At 63.6% G+C, this 20,894-nt stretch carries 25 protein-coding genes; 12 read left to right on the plus strand and 13 right to left on the minus strand.

The annotated features are described in order from the left end of the window. The first annotated feature begins 5 nt into the window (after positions 1–5). Genes nirJ through NUV89_RS08890 form a run of 3 tightly spaced genes read left to right on the plus strand, consistent with a single transcriptional unit; the run spans position 6 to position 3,503 of the window. Entirely contained in the window at positions 6–1,184 is a 1,179-nt protein-coding gene (gene nirJ / locus NUV89_RS08880; RefSeq protein WP_257781000.1) for a heme d1 biosynthesis radical SAM protein NirJ, read from the plus strand. 43 nt (positions 1,185–1,227) lie between these two features. Beyond that, a complete protein-coding gene (gene cobA / locus NUV89_RS08885) occupies positions 1,228–2,052 on the plus strand; it encodes a uroporphyrinogen-III C-methyltransferase (protein WP_257781001.1) in 825 nt (274 codons plus the stop codon). Beyond that, positions 2,049–3,503, plus strand: coding sequence for a cytochrome D1 domain-containing protein (locus tag NUV89_RS08890; protein WP_257781002.1), 1,455 nt, complete (start codon positions 2,049–2,051; stop codon positions 3,501–3,503). Before cobA ends, NUV89_RS08890 begins: the two co-directional genes overlap by 4 nt. A 13-nt stretch (positions 3,504–3,516) precedes the next feature. Here the strand turns inward: NUV89_RS08890 and NUV89_RS08895 are convergent, their stop codons facing one another. From NUV89_RS08895 to NUV89_RS08915, 5 genes are all read right to left on the minus strand, one after another. Further along, the gene (locus NUV89_RS08895) at positions 3,517–4,341 is read right to left on the minus strand and encodes a hypothetical protein (RefSeq protein WP_257781003.1); all 825 of its coding nucleotides are present in this window, start codon (positions 4,339–4,341) and stop codon (positions 3,517–3,519) included. A gap of 74 nt (positions 4,342–4,415) precedes the next feature. Next, on the minus strand, positions 4,416–4,859 hold the full coding sequence (locus NUV89_RS08900) for a hypothetical protein (RefSeq protein WP_257781004.1): 444 nt from the start codon (positions 4,857–4,859) through the stop codon (positions 4,416–4,418). Positions 4,860–4,934: 75 nt separating this feature from the next. Next, positions 4,935–6,251, minus strand: coding sequence for an OprD family porin (locus NUV89_RS08905; protein WP_257781005.1), 1,317 nt, complete (start codon positions 6,249–6,251; stop codon positions 4,935–4,937). A 162-nt stretch (positions 6,252–6,413) separates the two neighbouring features. Further along, a complete protein-coding gene (locus NUV89_RS08910) occupies positions 6,414–6,959 on the minus strand; it encodes a putative natural product biosynthesis protein (RefSeq protein ID WP_257781006.1) in 546 nt (181 codons plus the stop codon). A gap of 62 nt (positions 6,960–7,021) precedes the next feature. Further along, positions 7,022–7,402 carry a DUF2946 domain-containing protein gene (locus tag NUV89_RS08915; protein WP_257781007.1) on the minus strand — a complete coding sequence of 127 codons (381 nt, stop codon included), beginning with the start codon at positions 7,400–7,402 and terminating at the stop codon, positions 7,022–7,024. A 181-nt stretch (positions 7,403–7,583) separates the two neighbouring features. Between NUV89_RS08915 and NUV89_RS08920 the strand changes: the two genes are divergently transcribed. Both NUV89_RS08920 and NUV89_RS08925 read left to right on the plus strand, forming a co-directional pair. Continuing rightward, complete coding sequence (locus tag NUV89_RS08920) at positions 7,584–8,192, plus strand: SCO family protein (RefSeq protein ID WP_016976099.1); 609 nt, start codon at positions 7,584–7,586, stop codon at positions 8,190–8,192. Then, entirely contained in the window at positions 8,192–8,659 is a 468-nt protein-coding gene (locus tag NUV89_RS08925; RefSeq protein ID WP_257781008.1) for a copper chaperone PCu(A)C, read from the plus strand. The genes NUV89_RS08920 and NUV89_RS08925 overlap by 1 nt, the downstream gene beginning before the upstream one ends. A gap of 103 nt (positions 8,660–8,762) precedes the next feature. On the opposite strand, the gene NUV89_RS08930 is transcribed toward NUV89_RS08925, so the two are convergent. The 3 genes from NUV89_RS08930 to NUV89_RS08940 form a co-directional block, all read right to left on the minus strand. Then, positions 8,763–9,155, minus strand: coding sequence for a hypothetical protein (locus NUV89_RS08930; protein WP_257781009.1), 393 nt, complete (start codon positions 9,153–9,155; stop codon positions 8,763–8,765). 82 nt (positions 9,156–9,237) lie between these two features. Next, positions 9,238–9,615 (minus strand): hypothetical protein, encoded by a 378-nt coding sequence (locus NUV89_RS08935; protein ID WP_257781010.1) that lies wholly within the window; start codon positions 9,613–9,615, stop codon positions 9,238–9,240. A gap of 121 nt (positions 9,616–9,736) precedes the next feature. Continuing rightward, positions 9,737–10,207 (minus strand): GNAT family N-acetyltransferase, encoded by a 471-nt coding sequence (locus NUV89_RS08940; RefSeq protein ID WP_257781011.1) that lies wholly within the window; start codon positions 10,205–10,207, stop codon positions 9,737–9,739. A gap of 119 nt (positions 10,208–10,326) precedes the next feature. Here NUV89_RS08940 and NUV89_RS08945 point away from each other — a divergent pair, with 119 nt between their 5' ends. The 3 genes from NUV89_RS08945 (at position 10,327) to NUV89_RS08955 (ending at position 11,748) form a co-directional block, all read left to right on the plus strand. Further along, positions 10,327–10,716 (plus strand): hypothetical protein, encoded by a 390-nt coding sequence (locus NUV89_RS08945; protein ID WP_257781012.1) that lies wholly within the window; start codon positions 10,327–10,329, stop codon positions 10,714–10,716. Between the two features lie 84 nt (positions 10,717–10,800). Then, the gene (locus NUV89_RS08950) at positions 10,801–11,292 is read left to right on the plus strand and encodes a GNAT family N-acetyltransferase (protein WP_257781013.1); all 492 of its coding nucleotides are present in this window, start codon (positions 10,801–10,803) and stop codon (positions 11,290–11,292) included. Between the two features lie 27 nt (positions 11,293–11,319). Continuing rightward, positions 11,320–11,748 carry a MerR family transcriptional regulator gene (locus NUV89_RS08955; protein WP_257781014.1) on the plus strand — a complete coding sequence of 143 codons (429 nt, stop codon included), beginning with the start codon at positions 11,320–11,322 and terminating at the stop codon, positions 11,746–11,748. Here the strand turns inward: NUV89_RS08955 and NUV89_RS08960 are convergent. The 3 genes from NUV89_RS08960 to NUV89_RS08970 all read right to left on the minus strand — a co-directional run bounded on the left by NUV89_RS08960 (position 11,666) and on the right by NUV89_RS08970 (position 14,465). Next, positions 11,666–12,646 carry an NAD-dependent epimerase/dehydratase family protein gene (locus tag NUV89_RS08960; protein WP_257781015.1) on the minus strand — a complete coding sequence of 327 codons (981 nt, stop codon included), beginning with the start codon at positions 12,644–12,646 and terminating at the stop codon, positions 11,666–11,668. The two genes, NUV89_RS08955 and NUV89_RS08960, sit on opposite strands and share 83 nt — an antisense overlap. An 81-nt stretch (positions 12,647–12,727) precedes the next feature. After that, positions 12,728–13,264 carry a GNAT family N-acetyltransferase gene (locus tag NUV89_RS08965; RefSeq protein ID WP_257781016.1) on the minus strand — a complete coding sequence of 179 codons (537 nt, stop codon included), beginning with the start codon at positions 13,262–13,264 and terminating at the stop codon, positions 12,728–12,730. A gap of 4 nt (positions 13,265–13,268) precedes the next feature. Continuing rightward, positions 13,269–14,465, minus strand: coding sequence for a YgcG family protein (locus tag NUV89_RS08970; protein ID WP_257781017.1), 1,197 nt, complete (start codon positions 14,463–14,465; stop codon positions 13,269–13,271). A gap of 127 nt (positions 14,466–14,592) precedes the next feature. On the opposite strand from NUV89_RS08970, the gene NUV89_RS08975 reads away from it, so the two are divergent. Beyond that, complete coding sequence (locus NUV89_RS08975; protein ID WP_257781018.1) at positions 14,593–15,408, plus strand: alpha/beta fold hydrolase; 816 nt, start codon at positions 14,593–14,595, stop codon at positions 15,406–15,408. Next, a complete protein-coding gene (locus tag NUV89_RS08980) occupies positions 15,398–16,546 on the plus strand; it encodes a PAS domain-containing sensor histidine kinase (RefSeq protein ID WP_257781019.1) in 1,149 nt (382 codons plus the stop codon). Before NUV89_RS08975 ends, NUV89_RS08980 begins: the two co-directional genes overlap by 11 nt. Positions 16,547–16,870: 324 nt before the next feature. On the opposite strand, the gene dapF is transcribed toward NUV89_RS08980, so the two are convergent. Together dapF and NUV89_RS08990 are read right to left on the minus strand one after the other, a co-directional pair. Beyond that, positions 16,871–17,677, minus strand: coding sequence for a diaminopimelate epimerase (dapF, locus tag NUV89_RS08985; RefSeq protein WP_257781020.1), 807 nt, complete (start codon positions 17,675–17,677; stop codon positions 16,871–16,873). 38 nt (positions 17,678–17,715) lie between these two features. Then, a complete protein-coding gene (locus NUV89_RS08990; protein WP_257781021.1) occupies positions 17,716–19,293 on the minus strand; it encodes a murein L,D-transpeptidase in 1,578 nt (525 codons plus the stop codon). Between the two features lie 39 nt (positions 19,294–19,332). On the opposite strand from NUV89_RS08990, the gene NUV89_RS08995 reads away from it, so the two are divergent. Together NUV89_RS08995 and NUV89_RS09000 are read left to right on the plus strand one after the other, a co-directional pair. Then, a complete protein-coding gene (locus NUV89_RS08995) occupies positions 19,333–20,046 on the plus strand; it encodes a murein L,D-transpeptidase catalytic domain family protein (protein ID WP_257781022.1) in 714 nt (237 codons plus the stop codon). Positions 20,047–20,076: 30 nt separating this feature from the next. Next, positions 20,077–20,823, plus strand: coding sequence for a creatininase family protein (locus NUV89_RS09000; protein ID WP_257781023.1), 747 nt, complete (start codon positions 20,077–20,079; stop codon positions 20,821–20,823). The last annotated feature ends 71 nt before the right edge of the window (positions 20,824–20,894 follow it).

The following is a 20,894-nucleotide window of genomic DNA, read 5'->3' on the forward strand; positions in this document are numbered from 1 at the left end:
TTGCCATGCTGCGGATCAGTCAGTACTTGCGCACAGTGGCCGGCCAATGCCCGCCACCCCGCACCTCGACGCCGGGCAGTGATCGCCCGCCCGTGGTGATCTGGAACCTGTTGCGCCGCTGCAACCTCACTTGCAAACACTGTTACGCCACCAGCGCCGACAGCGTGTTTCGCGATGAGTTGGACACCGCCACGGCGCTGCGGGTGATCGACGATTTGCACGCCGCCGGGGTGCGTGTGCTGATCTTGTCCGGCGGCGAACCCTTGCTGCGCGAGGACCTCTTCCAACTCAGCGCCTACGCCCGGCAAAAAGGTTTTTTCGTCGCGCTGTCCACCAACGGCACGCTGATCGACGAGCACAACATCCAGCAGATCGCCGACGCCCGCTACGACTACGTGGGCATCAGCATCGATGGGCTGGAGGCCACCCACGACACGTTCCGGCAGATGCACGGCAGTTTCCGGCGCTCGCTGCACGCCATCCGCCTGTGCCGCGAAGCCGGCATTCGCGTGGGCTTGCGCACCACGCTGACCCAGGAAAACCACGCGCAGTTACCGCAACTGCTGGCGCTGATGCGCAGCTACGACGTGCAGAAGTTCTACCTGTCGCACCTCAACTACAGCGGGCGCGGCAAACGCAGCCGCGTGCTGGACGCCCACCGCCAGATGGGCCGCGAGGCCATGACGCTGATTTTCCAGCAGGCCTGGCAGGACATCGAACAGGGCGTGGCCAGCGACTTCGTCAGCGGCAACAACGACGCCGACGCCATCCTGTTGCTGCAATGGGTGCACCGCCACCTGCCCGAGCACTACCCGCAGCTGGAACACCTGCTGCATGGCTGGGGCGGCAATGCGTCGGGCAGCGGCATCGCGAACATCGACAACACCGGCGAAGTGCACCCGGACACCTACTGGTGGCAACACTCGGTGGGCAACGTGCGCAACACCCGCTTCCGCCACCTCTGGCTGGACCAGCCCGACCCGTTGCTGCTGCGCCTGCGCGAGCACCCGCGACAGATCGGCGGGCGCTGTACCGAGTGCCGCTGGCTGGCGATCTGCAACGGCAACACGCGGACCCGCGCCTGGGCCGATGGCGACCTCTGGGGCCCGGACCCCGGTTGTTATCTGAGCGACGCCGAAATTGCCCACCACCCCCTCGACCTGATCCCGTGCGCCACCCGGTGACACAACCGCGGGCGCCATCCTGATGATGAACCAAGGACGTCTCATGCACCTTCCGACCGCCTTACCCGCCAGTTTGCACAGCCCCTTCCACCCCGGCGAAGTCGCGCTGGTGGGCGCCGGCCCCGGCGACCCACGCCTGCTGACGCTGCGCGCCTGGAGCCTGTTGATGCAGGCCGACGCGGTGGTGTTCGACCGCCTCATCAGCGCCGAACTGCTGAGCCTGATCCCCCTCAGCTGCGCGCGTCACTACGTGGGCAAGGCCAGCGGCTACCACAGCCTGCCCCAGGCGCAACTCAACGCACTGCTGGCGGAGTTGGCCGAGCAGGGTCAGCGCGTGGTGCGCCTCAAGGGCGGCGACCCGTTCATCTTCGGGCGCGGCGCCGAGGAGCTGGAATACCTGCTCGCCCGCGACATTCCCTGCCAGGTGGTGCCGGGCATCACCGCCGCGTCCGGGTGCAGCGCCTATGCAGGTATCCCGTTGACCCACCGCGACCTGGTCAACTCTTGCCGCTTTGTCACCGGGCACTTGCAGCGCGACGGCGCCCTGAAACTGCCGTGGGCCAGCCTCGCCGAGCCCAGCCAGACCCTGGTGTTCTACATGGGCCTGGCGAACCTGGCGCTGATCGCCGAACACCTGGTGGCCGCCGGCTTGCCGGGCGATACGCCGGCGGCGCTGATCTGCAATGGTGCGCGGGCCGACCAGCACGTGGCCCGTGGCACCTTGCGCCAGTTGCCGGCCCTGGCCGCCAGCTGCGAACCCGGCGTGCCGACCCTGACGGTGATCGGCGCGGTGGTAGACCTGTTTGCCGACGCCGCCCTGCACTACCCGGCCAGCCTGTCGGCGCCCCGCGCAGCGGTGGCGCCATGAAACGCCTGTGGCTGCTGCCGCTGCTGTGGGCCAGCGCCGCCCATGGCACGCCGGCCGAGGACTACCAGCAGTATTGCGAGAGCTGCCATGGCCTCAATCGCATCGGCGCCAGCGGCCCGGCCCTGCTGCCGGAAAGCCTCGGGCGGATCAAGCCACGCGAGGTGCGAGAGGTCATCGCACAGGGTCGCGCGGCCAGCCAGATGGCCGCCTTTGCAGCGCAACTGAGTGCGGCACGAATCGACGCCCTGGCGGACTTCCTGCAGCAACCGCCGGTCACGCCAGTCAGCTGGGCGGCACAAGACATCCGCGACAGCCATCGCCTGCTGGCCGACCTGACGCAGTTGCCGACCACCCCGCAACACCACGCCGACCCGCTCAACCTGTTTGTGGTGGTGGAGTCCGGCGACCATCACATCGACATCCTCGACGGTGATCGCTTCACTGTGCTGGACCGCTTCGCCAGCCACTTTGCCGTGCACGGCGGGCCCAAGTTCTCGCCGGACGGGCGCTTCGTGTACTTCGCCTCGCGGGACGGCTGGATCAGCCTGTACGACCTGCACAACCTCACGCTGATCGCCGAGACCCGCGCCGGGCTCAACACCCGCAACCTCGCGGTGAGCAAGGACGGGCGCTGGGTGCTGGTGGGCAACTACCTGCCGGGCAACCTGGTGGTGCTCGATGCGCGGGATTTGTCGCTGGTCAAGACACTGCCCACCGGCTCACGGGTCAGCGCGGTATACACCGCACCGCCGCGCGACAGCTTTGTCGTGGCGCTCAAGGACGTGAACGAGGTGTGGGAGCTGTCCTATGCCGCCCAAACCCCCACCTTCGAGCCCCGGCGCATCGCGGCCCGCGACGTGCTGGATGACTTCTCGTTCACCCCGGATTACCGCCAGTTGCTCGCCACGTCACGCAAAGCCGGTGGCGGCCAGGTGATCGACCTGGATTCCGGCGCCGTGGTCACGGACATCCCACTGGCGGGCATGCCGCACCTGGGCTCCGGCACCTACTGGCGGCGCAACGGCCAGTGGGTGTTCGCCACGCCGAATATCAGCCAGGGGCAAATCAGCGTGCTCGACCCCGTCACCTGGAAGTTGATCAAACAGATCCCCACCCTGGGCCCGGGCTTTTTCATGCGCAGCCATGTCAACTCGCGTTATGTGTGGAGCGATGTGTTTTTCGGCCCGGACAACGATGCCATTCACTTGATCGACAAACAGACCCTGGAAATCGCCCACACCCTGCGCCCCGTACCGGGCAAGACCGCCGCCCATGTGGAATTCACCCGCGATGGGCGCTATGTGCTGCTGAGCATCTGGGCCAGCGACGGCGCATTGATCGTGTACGACAGCCAGACGCTTGAAGAGATCAAGCGCCTGCCGATGAACAAGCCGTCGGGCAAGTACAACGTGGGCAACAAGATTGAGTTTGCCGAAGGTACGTCGCACTGAGTGGCAAGCCCGCTCACCACAGGAGTGTGTCGCCCAGGCTGATGTGGTCACAGTCACCGTGCACCGTGAACCCTTCGCCGGTACGGCGCAGGTTGCCGCGTTCCTGGGCCTGGGTGAAGTCATCGTCACTGCGGGCAAACTGCCCCTGGCCGATGTAGTGGTAGCCCGCCGCGACCAGGCGTTCAAAACTCAGCTGATGCATGCTGCCGCTATGGGCTTGGGTCGGTTGCGCGCGGTACCGCCGAGGGGGACGGGCGTAGTCGAACAGGTGCAATCGATCCGGCGCCAGGGCGATCAGGCTGTCGAGCTTGGACGCAAAGCTGGCCAGGGTCTGCCAGGCGGCGCCGTAGCCCAGGTCGACACTCACTGAACGAAAATCGAAGGTGCGCGCCGCATCGATCAACGACTGGATCGGTGCGGGGTTGCGGTAGCACAACGGCGAGGATTCGACCCCGGTGCAGGCATCGGGCGCGCTGATGCAGACGTGGTTGAAACCCAGCTCGCGCAGCAAGCCGACGCTCGCCCAATCGGTGTGCCGGGGAGCGAGGTCAATGGCGTAGTCGCCGCGGTCGCCCTCGAAGAAATTGAAGCGTGCATGCAGGGTGCCCATCATCGCCTGCACCTCGGCGACGGCCGCTGCGCCGCGCCACTGGAAATGCGCCACGGGTTGGCGCTGGTCAAGGTGACGGCCGATCCATTGCGCCTCCTCGTTGAGGCTGCGCCGGCACGCGTCGTTCGCCATGCCGGCCGGCCAATGCAAGGTCAACGCCAGGGGGCGCTGGCGTTGGCGGCTGCTGCGTAGGGTACGCACCACATCGAGAGAAATGACGCTGCGCATGACGGGCTCCTCCATGGACGGTGAGCCATTGTCCGGTGCGACACCAGGGCGCCCCTTGATATGCATCAAGGGCTTTACCAACTGAGGTAAAACATGCTCTTGGCCAACAGCACAATCGCAACCATGTGCGCGAACAGGCTGAGGTGGATAAAGCGCAGGTACCGCGCACTCACACGCCCACGGCGCATGCGCAGCATCGTCAGCACAAAGTGCAGCAACACGCTGGCCGCGAGGATCAGCTTGAGGCCCAGCAACATGCCGAAGGCGCTGGCCAGCGGCGCCGCCAGTATCGGCCGATAACGCAGCCAGACCATGCCGATGCCCGCGCCGAACAACACCAGCAACACCCAGGGCATCAACGCCCGGGCGCGCTGGCCGACGCCTTGTTCGACCTGCACCATCACCCGCGCCGGCAGGTGCCGATGCAGGTGGGCGAGGATCAGCACTTCAAAAAACACCGTGCCGATAAAGATCAGCGCGGCGAACAGATGGGCCAGGAGAAACAGCAGGTAAAGCATGGAGGCCTCGCAGGTCGCGCCGGGCCTCCAGTGTCGCGCCCTGCACGCGGCCACGCCTTGATGCCGGTCAAGCCGTTACAGCAGCGGGATGCTGTAGCTGACGATCAACCGCGTCTCGTCCTTGTCCGCCGTGTCGTTGCCGCGCAGGACCGCGCTGCGCCAGGTCAGGCCGAGGCCCTTGAGGGTGCCGGTGGGGATCACGTAATCCACCCGCAGGTCGCGCTCCCATTCACTGTTGTCGCGAGTTGCGGTGCGGATGTGGCTGCCGTGGATATAGGTGACGCTGGAGCGCAGGCCCGGTACGCCGAGGCCGGCAAAGTCATAGGCATAGCTGCCGACCGTCGCCTGCTCCCCGGCATTGACGAATTTCAGCGACTGCGAATTGGTAATCAGGTAGAGCGAGCGGCCCTGGCCCTGGTTGATATGGGGGAAGTCGCTTGCACCGCTGGTTTTCTGGTAGCCAAGGCTGACCGAATGCCCGCTCAGGGCGTAGGTAAACAGCGCACTCCACAGGCGGTTGTCGACCTTGCCGGTATTGACGCCAGGGCCGTAGTAGCCCGCGCTGACGTAGCCTTCATCACGTCCGGCCGCGCTGGCGTTCTTGCCGTCGGCGCTGCTGTAGAAGTAGCGCAGGTCGCTTTTGAACTGGCCCACCGGCAGTTGCCAGTTGTGCACCAGGCCGAGGAAGTGCTGCTGGTAGAAGTTCTCCAGGTTGGCGTAGTAGTACTGCACTTGCAGTTGCTTGCTGACCGCGTAGTCCACGCCGCCATAGTAGAACTGGTTGCTCGCCTTGCCCTTGATCGGGTCGTTGGCGCCGGCAATCGACAGGCCCTGGCCGTTGCTGGAGTTGCGGTCGACGACCTGCTCCAGCTTGCCGGCGATCAGGTTGAAGTCCTTGAAGTCTTTCGAGTCGAGTTGGTAACCGCGAAAGGTCTGGGGCAACAGGCGGCCGTCTTCGGTGGTCAGCACCGGCAGCTTGGGTTGCAGGTTGCCGACCTTGAGTTGGGTCTGGGCGATGCGCAGCTTGCCGGTGACGCCGGTCTTGCTGAAGTCATGGGCGGCCTTGCCATCGTCCAGCGGGAAGACGCTGCCGGGGGTGTTGTCGGCACCGGCCTTGCCGGCGCGGCCCGAGGCGTCCAGGCGCACGCCAAGCATCTGCTGCAGGTCCAGGCCGAAGCCGACGGTGCCTTCGGTGAAGCCGGACTGGTAGTTGAACATGAACGCCTGGCCCCACTCCTTGTCCGACGCGCCCCGGGCGTTGCGGGTGTCCTGGTTGTAGTAGAAATTGCGCAGGTCGAGGCTGGCTTTGCTGTCGTCGATAAAACCGGACGCAGCAACGTGTTGCGCGGCCCCCAGGGAAACGGCGAGGGCCAGGCAAGTCTTGTGATTCATGAAGGCTCCGTAAGATAAATGAGGCGATCCCGTCGCAGCCCAGCCCTGTTCTTTGCCAGTCGGGTGGTGCTGCATTTAACGGGAGCGCGCACGGTATAGCCTCGGCCGCGCGGGAAACAGCCGGGGAAACCGTCATTCACTTTTACCGGTTGCGTAACAATCTCAGGGCATTGAGTGCCAACGGCTGAACGCTCCCTGCGCGTTGAGCGGGCACCAGGCGAAGTCCCATTCGGTGCCTGGCAAGGCCTGGTGTTCGACGTCCGAGCGGGGCGCGTCCTTCCAGTCGAACACGGTCTTGCCTTGCCAGGTCAGGACCACACCGCTGGCCGGGCTGGTGTCGGCGTTGATCCAGCACGCCGCCGCAGCCGCCATGAAGGCTTCGATCGGTTCATCGTCAATCTGCGCCCGATACGGCGAGCCCAGCAACCAGCGGCACACGTTGACGTGGTAGGTCCAGTCCAGCGGCGGCCGGTGGCGATAGGCCCAGGTCATGAAGCTGCGGAACAGGTTCAAGCCCTCGGGCGGGTCGAGTTTGAGCAGCGCCGGGCAGATGTCGAACAAGGTGTGCCAATGGGGCAACAGGCGGGCATCGAGGTGCACGAAGCAGCGGGAATTGCTCGGGTAGTCGGGCAGCGCCGGCTCCAGGCGCAGGCGCCGGGACGCCTTGCTGACCAGGCGGCTGGCGCCGGCAGGCAATAGAGGGTTCATGAAACGCACTCACAGTCGTGACGATAGAACGCCGCCTGATTACAGGCGGCCCAAGGCACACGTCAGAATGCGGGGGAAGCGCGAGGGTTGGCCGAGGGCCAGGAATAGCGCGGCGGCGCCTTGTTGCGCCGCTCATGGGCCGGACGCGGGGTTTGCCCCAGGCCCAACAGCCAGGCCAGACCGATCAGGAATACCAGGGCGACGGTTAAAGCATTGCACACCGGGCAGGCAAAGTAGTTCGAGATGTTGCTGGAAGCCGGGCTGCCCAACCCTTTGTCGGAAATCGGCTGGTTGCCTTCGACGGAACAGAACTGCCCACCGATGCCGTTGAGTTCCTGGCCCATCATTTGCCCATGGCCCAAACCGCACACGAACAGGTTCATCAGCACGCAGAAGTACAGGGTCCAGGCGATCAGCGAGCGGTCGGGAGGGCGCAATTTCATGGCGGCGACTCTACCACCACAGGCGCACCGAGATGAAGCACGGCGCGCCCCTGTGGCAGAACGTCGCACATTACGCGGGCCGGCTGGGGTTGGTAGACTTGGCGCCCTCCTCCTTTACTCCTTTTCAAAGCCTGATGTGTAGATCCAGAGCAATGCAGGCGTTTCACAGGATGCGCAGTTGATGAGTACGTTATTCACCCGCCGCAAAGTGCTGACCGGCATGGGCCTGTTGGGCCTGGGCAGCCTGCTGGGCGGCTGTGACTACAGCCCCAAGCTGAACTTCAAGTACGGCAAGGACCTCAGTGACAAGATCATGGGCCGCACCTTCAAGCTCAAGAACACCGACGGCGAGACCGTTACCCTGAGCTCGTTCCGTGGCCTGATGCCGGTGGTGTTCTTCGGTTTCACCCAGTGCCCGGCCGTGTGCCCGACCACCCTGGCCCGCGCGGCCCAGGCCAAGAAACTGATGGGCCGCGACGGCGAGATCATGCAAGTGGTGTTCATCACCCTCGACCCCGAGCGCGACACACCGGAGATCCTCGACAAGTACGTCAAGGCCTTCGACCCCAGCTTCGAAGCGCTGTACGGCACCCCGGAAGAAATCGCCGTGGCCGCCAAGGAATTCGGGATCTTTTATGAAAAGATCCCCGCCGGCGACACCTACACCCTGTCCCACACCGCCACCAGTTTTGTCTTCGACACCCGTGGCAACCTGCGCCTGGGGCTGCAGGCATCCCTTACCGCTAAAGAGTGCGCAGAAGACCTGCTCACCGTCATGGAGGTCTGCTAATGACTGCCGTTCAACACCTCAAGCGCCTGACATTCGGCCTCACCCTGCTGACCCTCGCGGCCCACGCCAGTGCCCAGGTGCAAGTCACCGACGCCTGGGTGCGCGCCACCGTACCGGGCCAGCCGTCGAGCGGCGCGTTCATGACCGTCACCGCCGACAGCGACAGCAAGCTGCTGAGCGTGGCGACGCCTGCGGCCAAGGACGTGCAGATCCATGAGATGAGCATGAAGGACGACGTGATGCACATGGGCCCGGTGGACTCGGTGGCGCTGCCGGCCGGCAAGGCCGTCACCCTCGACCCCAACGGTTACCACGTGATGCTGATGGGCCTGACCGGGCAGATCAAGGAAGGCGACCAGGTGCCGCTGACGCTGACCGTCGAGAACGCCAAGGGCGAGAAACAGACGATTGAAGTCAAGGCCCCGGCGCGCGGCATGGACGGCATGGACCACAGCAAGATGCACTAAGGGCGGGAGCTGAGTGGCGCCTGGAGGGGAACGAGGGCGACCTGATAGACAGACATCGCCCTTGCGCCACGGGCTCGCCGGCCGCGCACTCAAATGGCCGCAATCAAGTGAACATGTCCGGCCCGAAGTCCTCGATGCCTTCGTGACGCAGCGTCTGCGGGAGCTGCTCCCTGAAGCGGCTTATCTTCTGCTGAAGCTCCGCGCTGTAGGTGCCGTCCGGGTTGTCGGGGGGAAAACTGAACTTGATTGGATATACATTCTCCGAGGAAAGGTAAGGGGCTTTCATCGGCCCCTCCACTTCCGATTGCAGAGGCTGTAAACCGAGGGTCTCGGCGATGTTGAAGGCGATATCCAGGGTCTTATCCACCTTGCTCGCGGCTACCAGTACCTGGGCTTTTTCTCCAGGTGGCGAGCCTGAGCTCGACGTTGGATGGAGCGCCTGGGTTTGATGGATCGAATGCTGCGCAGATAACGACAGAGAGTTAATACTGGACATGCTCGGTTCTCATGATGGGAGGGTGCGGTGACAGGCCAGCGGCCTTCCTGATGGTGTGCGCACAAACGCCGCACGATCAGCCTCATCGGGCGTGGTTGGTAATGCCCGCCTCGTGCAGCTTCGCTTGGAACGCCTGACGCAACTCGCCGATCTTTTTCTGCAATTCAGGGCTGTAGCTGCCGTTGCGTCGATCAGGTAGAACGCTGAAATTGCTGGTGATGTACTGAGCATTGCCATCGCCGAAGTCTTTAAGCCCGCGTACGCCGAAGTTGTACTGGAGGTTGAGGCCATTTGCCTGGGCGAGGTCATTGAGCAACTGCCGGGCCTTGGGATGGTCGTCGCGTTTCACCGTGAATTCGAGGTCAGGGTTTACCCCGTCGCGCCTGTTGGAGCCTTCTTGAGTGGCCGCTTGAAGCGTCAGCGGGTTGAACACAGACGCATTGAGTTGAAGATTCTGCATGGAAACACCCATTTTCAACGGTCGGGACTGACCAATCCGTCTGTGGTGACAGAGACTCTTTTGGTTCCCGGCAACCCTCTGCCCCCCGGCCTACCTCCATCGCCGCCTCGCCAGCACTCGCTCAACCCGCCAATCGCTTGGTCATCGGTATACACGCCAACACCAACCCAGACGGCGAATGATAGACCGCCTGTTCATCCCCCACGTATCCACACGCCCGATAGAAACTCGCAGCATTCAACGTCGCATCCAGCACCACCGTTTCGATCGCCCGTTGCCGTGCCAGGTGTTCCAGGTGATCGAGCATTGCCTTGCCATACCCGCGCCCAGCAAATTCGGGGAGTACGAAGAGCGCCCCCACTTCATTGTTGTCCAGGTCAAGCATCCCGGTGACGACCGGCTCGCCCTGCACCCAGCCCAGGTAAAACGGCTTGTCCATCAGCACGTTGTAGCCGTCTGCGGCGCTGCCTCGGGTCCACGCCATCATCTGCTCATGGGTGTACGCGCCAATGCAGTGGCTACGGATCGCCAACAGGCGGATGTCGAACGCCGCCTGGGCGTCTTCCTGGGTTGCGGGTTTGATCTCGAGCATTTCAGCCTCCATGGCGTAACAAATGGACTCACTCGCCCCTCTTGCGTGGGGAACCAAGTGTTTGGCACGCCCCACAATGTGAAACGTTCAATACATCAACAGAACCGTGGGTATTTACTATGCAAGCTCTTCAATCGTCGCTGTCCGCCTACACACCTCAATCGTTGAGCGCCGCACCTGAAGCGTCGACTTCGGCCCCAGGGGCCAACCGTCACGTCACAGGTATCCAATTCACGATCAAGACTGAGGACTACCGCAAAACGATGCAGATCTTCAATGACCTCGCCAGGTCAAAGGACATCGAGGTCAAGCAAGAGTCCGATGTCTACGATGTCAGCGACTTCGGCGGGGGGGAAGGACTGTACAACACGATCAAGTTCAATTTTAAACCCAACAACCCCGATGGCACCTACAGCCCAGCCTTGCAGATGAGGATCAGCGATTTCCACCGCGAATTCCAGGAGAAACTCCGCGAGGCAGGCATCACGAACTACGCGCCTGAAGAGTAAGCGCTCTCTTTGTCGGCACTGCAATGGAGGTGGGGGCGATGTTTCTCTATGATGTCGCTTCTCGCTTTGTCCCCTGGAACGTCCATGCCCATCCTCACCCTGCGCAACGCCCGCCCCACCGACGCCGCCCGCTGCTTTGCAATCGAAACAGGCGCCTACGAAGGCGACGAAGCCGCGACCCTGGAAAAGATCGCCACGCGCATCAGGCTGTACCCGGAAGGTTTTCTGATCCTGGAGGCCGATGCCGAGGTGGTGGGGTTTATCAACGGCGGCTGCGCCCACGACGTGGTGATGTCGGACGAGGCGTTCAAGGAACTGGTCGGGCATTCGGCCGAGGCGCCGAATGTGGTAATCATGTCGGTGGTGGTTGACCCGGCGCACCAGGGCAAGGGCTATTCCACGACGCTGATGAACGCGTTTGTGCAGCGCATGCAAGCGCTGGAAAAAAAGACTATCCACCTGATGTGCAAAGACCGCCATGTGCCGTTGTACCAGCGCATGGGCTACCGCTATGTACAACCGTCAGCGTCGGATCACGGCGGGATGGCGTGGCATGAGATGGTCATGGATCTCTGATCTGCCACCCGGTAAAGGACTACCACGATGTTCATCGGACGCCTCGCCCAACTCACCCACTGCACGCCAAAAGCCATCCGCCTGTACGAACAGCTGGGGCTAATCAACGAACCCCAGCGCAGTGGCCGCTATCGCGTGTACAACGCGCACCATGTGCAGATGGTGCAACTGATCCGCAAGGCCCAGGTGGCGGGTTTCAAACTCGCAGAAATGGGCCCGTTGATCGCCGCAAAAAATGCGCTACAGGCCTTTCCGTTGGACTTGGCCAACGCAGCGGTCGATGCCAAGCGCCTGGATGTGCAAGCCAGAATCAGCGAATTGCAGGCGTTGGACGTTCACCTCGCCGGGCTCAAGCGCCAGATGAATCAGATGTTCACCCCTCATACGGCTGCCCCCCTCGCCTGTCCAGATACGCAAACGCCTCGCGCAACGCCTGCTGCGGCGGGCGCGGATTGAATCCCAACTCGGCCTTGGCTTTGTCGATGTTGTATTCCTGGCGCACGCCATGGAACAAACGCACCTGACTGCGCATAAGCCGGGCCGGCTGACCGGTGACACGGGCCCAACGTTCTTGCAGCCAGGCGATGGCCAGTAGCAACCGGCGCGGCGCAGGCGGTGGCGCACGCACACACAGTACGCCGGCCAGGTCGGCCAGCGACGACGAGTGCTCATTGGCGAGGATGTACCGCTGGCCTGGGCGGCCCTTCTGCGCGGCGCGCAGCATGCCGTCGGCCACATCGCGCACATCGACAAAATTGAAATGGAACCCCGGGTCCAATGGCACCTTGCGGTCTTTCACCGCCTGCAAAAAACCCAGGGTGTCGGTCAAGCGCGTGGCATTGGGGCCGATCATCGCCGAAGGCAATACCGAGACCATCCACAACCCCAAGGCATTCGCGGTTTGCCAAGCCAGCCGTTCACTGAGGATTTTCGAACGGTAGTAGGCATTTTCAGCTTCCTCGCACCACTGGGTTTCATCCAGCGCGCTGCCGTCATGCCCCACCGCCGCCACGGAGCTGACATACACCACGCGCTTGACCCCCGCACGGCTGGCGGCCTGCAACACACACCGCGTGCCCTGCACATTGGGCTCGACGATCTCAGCCTCGGGGTTCTTCGCCCAGTGCTTGAACACCGCCGCCACCTGAAACAACACCTCCACGCCGTCGAGGGCCTTGAGCAGCGCGGCCTCATCCAGCAGCTCGGCGTAGACCACCTCACATTCGAGCCCCGCGAACGCTGCCCGCTGGTGTATATCACGCACCCCGGCGCGAACCGTGTGGCCTTGCTTGAGCAACGCCCTGACCAGCGTATTGCCCAGATGCCCATTGGCACCTGTCACCAGACACAGCATGTCTATCGTCCTTTTTTCGCGTAGAAAACCCTGCGGTATGCGCAGCGAAAAAAAGCATAAAGTCTGTCCCGTGGGGCAGAGTCAAGCGGGCGTAAGGCTCAAGGTTTTGCCAAACAGCCGATTGCCGTGGGTCTCGCCCTGGAAGGTATAGGTCGGTGCGCCCAACAGCGCATACCCGCGCCGAGGGTAGAACGCCAACGCGCGCGCATTGCCGTCCCACACGGTCGCCCACAACAACGCGGCGCCATCCCGAGCGGCACGGTGTTCTGCCGCTTGCAGCAGTCGATAGCCAAGGCCCGAGCCGGTGAAGCGCTCCTGGATATACAGGCGTTGCAACTCTGCGACGTTCACTGCATCGATCATCGAGTGGCGGGCATTGAGTTGGATCTGGGCAAATCCAACGAGATGCTGGTTGCACTCGGCAACCAGCAGCGCGACGCCAGGCTCGGCCAACAGCCGGGCGATGGCCTGCGGCGCAAACGCTTGCAGGGCCTCATTGGCGATCGAATTGCGGATGCCTTCGGTGGCGTAGGTGTCGAGGAACACTTGCATGCCCAGTACGCCGATACACAGCGCGTCCTCAGCCGTTGCAGCGCGAATCATGATCTCTCTGGTCATGGATTTACCAACTCCCCGAAGCGCCACCACCACCACTCGAACCACCACCGCCCGACGAACTGCCGCTGGAGCTGCTGGAACCCGAACTCGATCCGCCGCCGGAGCTCGACCCCGACCCGGTACCGACCTTGCCAAAGATACACAGCGCGGCAAACGAGGCGATGGGGAACGCGAACAACCAGCCGTTACGGCCCATGTCCAGCAGATACACCGCCGCGCCATACACCGCCACGGCCGCCAGCAACCGCGCGACAAAGCCTGCCCGGCTCTGCTTCCAGGCGTCTTTCATAATCACCAACAGGATCAGGTACAGCCCCAGCACCACCAGCGCCGCCAACGGAAACGCCAGCCAGTGGATGAAGTTGACGTCGGCATAATGCTGGTCAACCACCACCAGCCCGAGGATGTAGGCCAGCAAGCCCAGCACGCAGTAGAACACCGTGCGCGCCAGCCACAACGCACCAAAGGTGGCGCCGCCGATCAGCATCGTCAGCGGCATCAGCAGCAGGGACAACGGCCAGTCCTGGCCACCGCTAAAAATCGTCAGCAACGCCGTGACCGCTACCACGGCAAGCAACGCACGACGCCAATGCAGCTTGCCAGCGGCGAGCAGCACACCACCGAGGGCGCCCAATACAAACGCCAGCAACACCGCCATCGCCCGGGGTCCGGTCGCTGGCCCCGCCACCTCTGGCAAGTCACCGCCGTCCACCAACACGATCAAGTCGTTGACAGCCAGGCTCACACCACCCACGTAGTCGCCCTGGCGAAACGCCGGGGTGAGGTGTTCTTCGATGATGCGGTGGCTCAGCAAGTCGGTAACGGTGCCTTCAAGGCCGTAGCCCACTTCAATGCGCACCTTGCGATCATCCTTGGCCACCAACAGCAGGATGCCGTCGTTGATGTCCTTGCGCCCCAGCTTCCAGGCACGGAACAGTTGGTTGGCATAGTCTTCGAGGCTGGCACCGCCGATGCTGGGCACCAGCAGCACGGCCACCTGCGCGCCCTTGCGCTGTTCGAGGGCGGCTAGCTGGTCTTTCAGACGGGTGGTGGTGCCGGCGTCCAGGGTGTTGGTGAGGTCGATCACACGCTGGTCGAGGGCCACGCCAATCGGCGACGGGTCAGCCTGGGCGGCGCTCGACAGGCCAATACAGACCAGCGCCAGCAGGCTGAAAACGGATTGCCGCACAGTCACCCACATACTTGTTACCTGAAGTTTCTTCCTGAAGGCGCCGACTTTACCCTATCAGCGCTATAACGCGTGACCCCGCGCCGTTGACTATCTAAACTCCGCCCACGTATAGCAAAGCGCCATAACCGAGAAGCCCATGGACCTACGACACCGCAACAACGTCAGTGTGATGGGCAGTGGCACCTCGACCTTGGTGTTCTCCCACGGGTTCGGGTGCAACCAGGCCATGTGGAACTACCTGGCACCGCAGTTTTGCGCACGCTTTCGCGTGGTCATGTACGACCTGGTCGGCGCCGGCCTGTCGGACCTCGATGCCTACGAAACGACCAAGTACAGTACGTTGGACGGCTATGCCCGCGACTTGAACGAGATCATCCAAGCCTTTGCGGTGGGCCCGGTGATTCTGGTCAGCCACTCCGTCAGCGCGATGATTGCCACCCTCGCCGACCGCCAGGCCCCCGGGCGTATCGCCGCCCATGTGATGATCGGCCCATCGCCGCGCTATATCGATGCCGACGGCTATGTCGGCGGCTTCAAGCGCAGCGATATCGACGACCTGCTCGACACCCTCGACAGCAACTACCTCGGCTGGTCCAGCGCCATGGCGCCGGTCATCATGGGCGCGCCTGGGCAACCGGCGTTGAGCGACGAACTGGCCGACAGTTTCTGCCGCACGGAACCGGAGATCGCCAAGCAATTTGCACGGGTAACGTTTATGTCGGACAACCGCCAGGACGTCGCCGGCCTGGACACCCCGGTACTGATCCTGCAATCGAGCGACGACCTGATCGCACCGGTGGCCGTCGGTGAATACCTGCACAGCGTGCTGCCCAACAGCACCTATTGCCTGATCGACAACGTCGGCCATTGCCCGCACATGAGTGCACCACAGGCGTGTGCCGCCGCGATGCACACCTTCCTTGCGCCGTGGGCCGCTCCCCATGCCGGTTAAGCTGTTCGACAACGCCGCCTGTGCCCTGGCCGTCACCTCGGAAGATGGCACGATCCTGCAAGCCAACGCGCGATTCAGTGAGTGGCTGGGGCTCAGCGCCATCGAACTGTGCGGCCGCCGCTTCCAGGACCTGCTGACCATGGGCGGGCGGATTTTCCACCAAACCCACCTGGCACCGATGTTGCGCATGCGCGGCAGCGTGACCGAAGTCAAACTGGAATTGCTGCACCGCGACGGGCACAAGGTGACCGTGCTGCTCAATGGCCTCAAGCGCGAGCAGGCAGATGGCACGGTCTACGACCTGGCCCTGTTCGGCACCACCGACCGCGACAAGTACGAGCGCGAATTGCTCAACGCCCGCAACCTGGCCGAAGCGCTATTGCAGGAAAAAACCGCCACCGAACTCGCCCTCAAACAGGCCCAGGCCGAACTGAGCGCGGCCTATGCCATCGCCCAGCGCCGTGCACAGTTTGCCGAGCAGATGGTGGCGATTGTCAGCCATGACTTGAAGAACCCGCTCACGGCCATCCGCATGGCCTCGGACTTCCTCAGCCGTGGCGAACGCAACGCCAAGGAGCGCCAGTTGCTCGGGCATATCGGCCAGTCGTCCGAACGCGCCCAGCGCATGATCGCCGACCTGCTGGACTTCACCCAGGCCCGTGTCGGCCACGGCATCAGCATCAAGGTGGCGCCGCTGGACCTGCACGCCGTAACCCGCCAAGCCGTGGATGAGTTGCGCGTGGCCTTCCCCAAGGCCATCCTGGAACATCACACCGTGGGCAGCGGCGACGCCAGCCTGGACGCCGACCGCGTACAGCAGATCATCGGCAACCTGGTGGCCAACAGCGTGGCGTATGGCGACTTGCAACAGCCCATCACCGTGACGTCGCAGTTGGGCGAGGGTGGTTGCACCGTCTGCGTGCACAACCACGGCGCGGTGATTCCCGAAACGCTGCTGGACGGGCTGTTCGAACCCATGACCCGCGGCACCGACCAAGGCAGCGACGTGCGTAGCGTGGGCCTGGGGTTGTATATCGTGCGGGAGTTGGCCAGGGTGCATGGCGGCGATGTGGCCGTGAGCTCAACCGTGGAGGATGGCACGCTGTTCAGCGTGCGATTTGTGCCTGTCGTGGTTTAGCGGTCGCCTGTGCCACCGCTATCGCAAGCAAGCCAGCTCCCACATTTTTGAACGGTGTACACCTGCCCCAATCTGCAAACCCAATCCCCTGTGGGAGCTGGCTTGCCTGCGATAGCGGTGGGTCAGCTGCATCTGTGTTAACTGACAGACCGCCTTCGCGAGCAAGCCCGCTCCCACATTTTGAGCTGTGTACACCTGCCCAGGACTGCAAACCCAATCCCTGAACTGTGTACACCTGCCCAAACCTGCAAACCCGATCCCCTGTGGGAGCGGGCTTGCCCGCGAAGACGGCCGCCCAGTCACCACAGTTTCAACGGCCGACCTTCAGCCAATGCCAAACACATTGCCCTGCATCACCGGCTCCACACTCCCCGTCAACACCACGCCACCCTCGCCCGCCCACTCCACCGTCACCGTGCCGCCATCGCACTCCACCTGAACCCTGGCATCCAGCAAGCCACGGCGGATGCCATTGACCACCGCCCCACAACAACACGACCCCGACCCCAGCGGCACACCCCCGCCGCGCTCCCAGATGCGCAGGCGGATGTGCCCACGGTCCAGCACCTGCACGAAATGCACATTGGTCTTGGCCGGAAACAATGGATGCTGTTCCAGCGCCGGCCCCACCGCCGCCACGTCGATAGCCGTGATGTCATCGACAAAAAACGTGCAATGCGGATTGCCCATGCTGCACGCCGCAGGCTCACCTTCAAGCGGCAAGGTGCGGGTATCCATGGCCTCGGCCAGCGGCACGGCGGCCCAGTCCAGCGACGGCTCGCCCATGTTGACTGACACCTGGCGCCCCGACGCCCGCACGCAGGTCAGCAAGCCGCGGTCGGTGCGCAGCACAATCGAGTCGCTGCCGGTTTCCTGCATCAAGCGATCCGCCACGCCACGGGTGGCACTGCCGCAAGTTTGCAGTGGCGTGCCGTTGGGGTTCCAGAATTTGATCCGCGCCGCTGCATCGTCGCAATCGAGCACCACGGCGAGTTGGTTGAAGCCGATACCGGTATGGCGGTTACCCAGGCGGCGCGCGATTTGCGCGGTAATCGGGTCGGCCTGGCCACGGCGGTCGATGATGATGAAGTCGTCGCCGTGGGCGTGCATTTTTACGAACGGCAAGGGCATGGTTTGTCCTGTGATCGACCGGTAAGGAAAGTAAAAAGCTAGAGCGTCGCACCCATCGCCTTCATCAGCACCAGATCCCGCGAGTAGATATCCGGCGCATACACCAAGCCACCCTGACGATCGACTTCCACCGTCCAATACCCCAGCAACACCGGCACCGGCTTGGCCAACCTGAATTCATGGGTCACGCCCGTGGCCAACAGCTCATCGGTGCGTGCGCGCTCGGCCGGGGTCACCAGCAGGTCGCGCAACATCAAGGGCTGTTCGACCCGCACACAGCCCGAGCTGAATGCCCGCGGGCCCTTGCTGAACAGGGGTTGGCTGGGGGTGTCGTGCAGGTACACCGAGTAGGGGTTGGGGAAGCGCATCACGATCTTGCCCAACGGGTTGCGCGGGCCGGCTTGCTGGCGCAGCAGGATGTTGCCGGGGCGTGCCCAGTCGATCTGTTCGGGCGCCAGCGGGCGGCCTTCGGGGTCGAGCACTTGCAGGTTTTGCTGGCGCAGGTATTCGGGGTTGAGGCGGATGGCCGGGAGTTTGTCCTCGCGCATGATCGTGGGCGGGATGGTCCAGGTGGGGTTGAGGGTCAACCGGGTGATGCGCGACTTGAGCAGCGGCGTCTGGCGTTCGGCGCGGCCGACTTGCAGGCGGGTTTGCCACACCGGGATGCCGCTCTGGTACACGCTCAGTTGCGCGGCGGCGACGTTGACCAACACGCCCTCGGGCTCCAGGTCCTGGGCCAGCCAGCGGAAGCGTTCGAGGTTGATGCGCAGCTGCTCGCGGCGGATCGCCGGGCTGATATTCAACTCGGTCACCGTGCCGGCGCCGATCACGCCATCGGCTTGCAGGGAGTGGCTGAGCTGGAAGGCCTTGACCGCCTTGACCAGCTCATCGCGATAGAGCTTGCCGCTCGGCGCCTTGGCCAGATAGCCGCCGCTGACCAGGCGCCGCGCCAGGTCCGGCACGCGCGCGTCCTCCGTGCCGGGGCGCAGCAGCGCGCCGCTGGCGATCGGGTCCCAGTGCGGCAGCGGTTGCAGGCGCAAGGTGGCATAGGTATTGCGCAGGCTACGGTATAAATCGGCGCTGGGGCGGGCCTGGTCAAACCCTTGGGGCATGTCGTGCAGGCCGGTGGCGGCGAAGGCCAGCACCTCGGTATTCGGGTCACGGGTCGGCGGCTGGGCGTGCCACAGCGGTTCGAAGCGCGATTGTTGCAGGCGACCATAGTGCAAATCCTGCAGGGCTTGCAGGTACTGGCGGCTGCTGTCGATATCGCTGCACAGCACGTTGGCCGTGGCGTCCGGCGCAGGCAGGCTATAGTGGGTGGGGTCCAGGCCGTCGTCGGCGAGCAGCAGCAGTTGGGCCTGCAATGCCTGCCGGCGCTCGGCGGACCACAGCGCGACATCGCCCTGCTGCTGGTAGAACGCTTGCAGGCGCGATTGGCTGGCGGCATCGATATGCGGTGCCAGATGGGGGCACACCGCAGGCAGTGCCGCCAGCGCTTGTTGCAGCGGACTGGCGGACACAATTGGCACAGGTTCCACCGGCAGCTCGTCGGCTGTCGCGACCAATGGTGCAACGAGCAGGCAAATGCTCAAGTAACATGCGTGTTTTTTGAACAATGGCTTTGCTCCAATCCACAGCGGGGGGATGTACTGTAGATGCTGACTTTTTTGTGCCGCCTCGGCTTGATTACCGTGAGCCTGGCCGCGTTGGGCGCCAATGCCCTCGCCGCCAATGGCAACCCTCCTACCTTGTATAGCAGCCTGGCGCGCTCGGCTCCAGAACTCAATCCCACTGTACTGAAAAGCGCCCTGAATGCGGTGCAGTGCGCGGTCAACAATGGCGAGGAACGCTCCGAGCGCCTGGCCGTGATTGACTACTCCCAGCCTTCGACCGCCCGTCGGCTGTGGATCTTCGACCTGCGCAAAAAGACCCTGGTGCTGCGCGACCTGGTGGCCCACGGTGCCAAGTCCGGGGAAAACTTCGCCACCCAGTTCTCCAATCGCGAGGGCAGCCACCAGTCCAGCCTGGGGTTGTTCCGCACCCAGGAGAGTTACCTGGGCACCCACGGTTATTCGTTGCGCATGGACGGCCTGGAACCGGGCTTCAACGACCAGGCCCGCGACCGCGCCATCGTGATCCACGCCGCCGACTATGTAAGCCCGCTGTGGAGCAAGCGCGAAGGCCGTATCGGCCGCAGCCAGGGTTGCCCGGCCGTGCGCCCGCAGGTGGCGCGCCAGGTGGTGGACAAGCTCAAGGATGGGCAGTTCATGTTTTCCTGGTACCCGGACCAGCATTGGTTGAAGTCCTCGACGTACCTCAACTGCAAACCCCAACAGGTGGCGAGTAGTCGTACAATCCGTGGCGGATAGCCTGTCCCCATAGATAAAAGAGAGCAACCCATGCTTCTACACCAATCCACCTGGATCGAAATCGGGCAGTTCCTGGAGCGCAGCCGTACGGTGGTGATCCCCATCGGCTCCAACGAACAACACGGCCCGACCGGCCTGCTGGGCACCGACTGGATGTGCCCGGAGATCATCGCCCATGAGGCGCAGAAGAACGCCGACATCCTGATCGGCCCGACCTTCAATATCGGCATGGCCCAGCATCACCTGGGTTTTCCCGGCACCATTTCGCTGCGCCCTTCCACCTTTATTGCCGCGATTGGCGACTGGGTGCGCTCGCTGGCCGGGCATGGTTTCGACAAGATCCTGTTCCTGAACGGCCACGGCGGCAACATCGCCACCATTGAGGCCGCGTTTTCCGAGCTGTACGCCGAAGCCAGCTTCGCCCGCCGCCCGGCCGGGTTTGCCTTGAAGCTGGTGAACTGGTGGGACCTGGAAGGCGTCAACGACCTGGCCCACAAACAATTCCCGGTGGGCCACGGCAGCCACGCCACGCCGTCGGAGATTGCGGTGACGCAGTGGGCCTACCCGGCGTCGATCAAATCGGCCGAGTACTCGCCGCAGATCGCCAACACCGGGCCGATCCGCGAAGCGCTGGACTTCCGCGCACGCTTCCCTGATGGGCGCATGGGCTCGGACCCGGCGCTGGCGACGGTGGAAAAAGGGGGTGAGTTGGTGGCGTTGGCGGCGAAGGGGTTGATCGCGACGGTCAGCAACTTCAGCAACGAAGCCAAGCCCTAGGCCACACACAAATCAAAAATGTGGGAGCGGGCTTGTGTGGGAGCGGGCTTGCTCGCGAAAGCGGTGGGTCA

It is taken from the genome of Pseudomonas sp. 18.1.10 (assembly GCF_024655625.1).
Classification (GTDB): domain Bacteria; phylum Pseudomonadota; class Gammaproteobacteria; order Pseudomonadales; family Pseudomonadaceae; genus Aquipseudomonas.

Excerpts from the sequence above, each read along its gene's own strand:
- NUV89_RS08895 (WP_257781003.1), bottom strand. The coding sequence starts at position 4,341 with ATGCGCAGCGTCATTTCTCTCGATGTGGTGCGTACCCTACGCAGCAGC.
- NUV89_RS08920 (WP_016976099.1), top strand. The coding sequence starts at position 7,584 with ATGAGTACGTTATTCACCCGCCGCAAAGTGCTGACCGGCATGGGCCTG.
- dapF (WP_257781020.1), bottom strand. The coding sequence starts at position 17,677 with ATGCCCTTGCCGTTCGTAAAAATGCACGCCCACGGCGACGACTTCATC.
- NUV89_RS08930 (WP_257781009.1), bottom strand. The coding sequence starts at position 9,155 with ATGTCCAGTATTAACTCTCTGTCGTTATCTGCGCAGCATTCGATCCAT.
- NUV89_RS08960 (WP_257781015.1), bottom strand. The coding sequence starts at position 12,646 with ATGCTGTGTCTGGTGACAGGTGCCAATGGGCATCTGGGCAATACGCTG.
- NUV89_RS08890 (WP_257781002.1), top strand. The coding sequence starts at position 2,049 with ATGAAACGCCTGTGGCTGCTGCCGCTGCTGTGGGCCAGCGCCGCCCAT.
- NUV89_RS08910 (WP_257781006.1), bottom strand. The coding sequence starts at position 6,959 with ATGAACCCTCTATTGCCTGCCGGCGCCAGCCGCCTGGTCAGCAAGGCG.
- NUV89_RS08925 (WP_257781008.1), top strand. The coding sequence starts at position 8,192 with ATGACTGCCGTTCAACACCTCAAGCGCCTGACATTCGGCCTCACCCTG.
- NUV89_RS08980 (WP_257781019.1), top strand. The coding sequence starts at position 15,398 with ATGCCGGTTAAGCTGTTCGACAACGCCGCCTGTGCCCTGGCCGTCACC.
- NUV89_RS08935 (WP_257781010.1), bottom strand. The coding sequence starts at position 9,615 with ATGCAGAATCTTCAACTCAATGCGTCTGTGTTCAACCCGCTGACGCTT.
- cobA (WP_257781001.1), top strand. The coding sequence starts at position 1,228 with ATGCACCTTCCGACCGCCTTACCCGCCAGTTTGCACAGCCCCTTCCAC.
- nirJ (WP_257781000.1), top strand. The coding sequence starts at position 6 with ATGCTGCGGATCAGTCAGTACTTGCGCACAGTGGCCGGCCAATGCCCG.
- NUV89_RS08995 (WP_257781022.1), top strand. The coding sequence starts at position 19,333 with ATGCTGACTTTTTTGTGCCGCCTCGGCTTGATTACCGTGAGCCTGGCC.
- NUV89_RS08900 (WP_257781004.1), bottom strand. The coding sequence starts at position 4,859 with ATGCTTTACCTGCTGTTTCTCCTGGCCCATCTGTTCGCCGCGCTGATC.
- NUV89_RS08915 (WP_257781007.1), bottom strand. The coding sequence starts at position 7,402 with ATGAAATTGCGCCCTCCCGACCGCTCGCTGATCGCCTGGACCCTGTAC.
- NUV89_RS08965 (WP_257781016.1), bottom strand. The coding sequence starts at position 13,264 with ATGACCAGAGAGATCATGATTCGCGCTGCAACGGCTGAGGACGCGCTG.
- NUV89_RS09000 (WP_257781023.1), top strand. The coding sequence starts at position 20,077 with ATGCTTCTACACCAATCCACCTGGATCGAAATCGGGCAGTTCCTGGAG.
- NUV89_RS08945 (WP_257781012.1), top strand. The coding sequence starts at position 10,327 with ATGCAAGCTCTTCAATCGTCGCTGTCCGCCTACACACCTCAATCGTTG.
- NUV89_RS08940 (WP_257781011.1), bottom strand. The coding sequence starts at position 10,207 with ATGCTCGAGATCAAACCCGCAACCCAGGAAGACGCCCAGGCGGCGTTC.
- NUV89_RS08955 (WP_257781014.1), top strand. The coding sequence starts at position 11,320 with ATGTTCATCGGACGCCTCGCCCAACTCACCCACTGCACGCCAAAAGCC.
- NUV89_RS08970 (WP_257781017.1), bottom strand. The coding sequence starts at position 14,465 with ATGTGGGTGACTGTGCGGCAATCCGTTTTCAGCCTGCTGGCGCTGGTC.
- NUV89_RS08975 (WP_257781018.1), top strand. The coding sequence starts at position 14,593 with ATGGACCTACGACACCGCAACAACGTCAGTGTGATGGGCAGTGGCACC.
- NUV89_RS08905 (WP_257781005.1), bottom strand. The coding sequence starts at position 6,251 with ATGAATCACAAGACTTGCCTGGCCCTCGCCGTTTCCCTGGGGGCCGCG.
- NUV89_RS08950 (WP_257781013.1), top strand. The coding sequence starts at position 10,801 with ATGCCCATCCTCACCCTGCGCAACGCCCGCCCCACCGACGCCGCCCGC.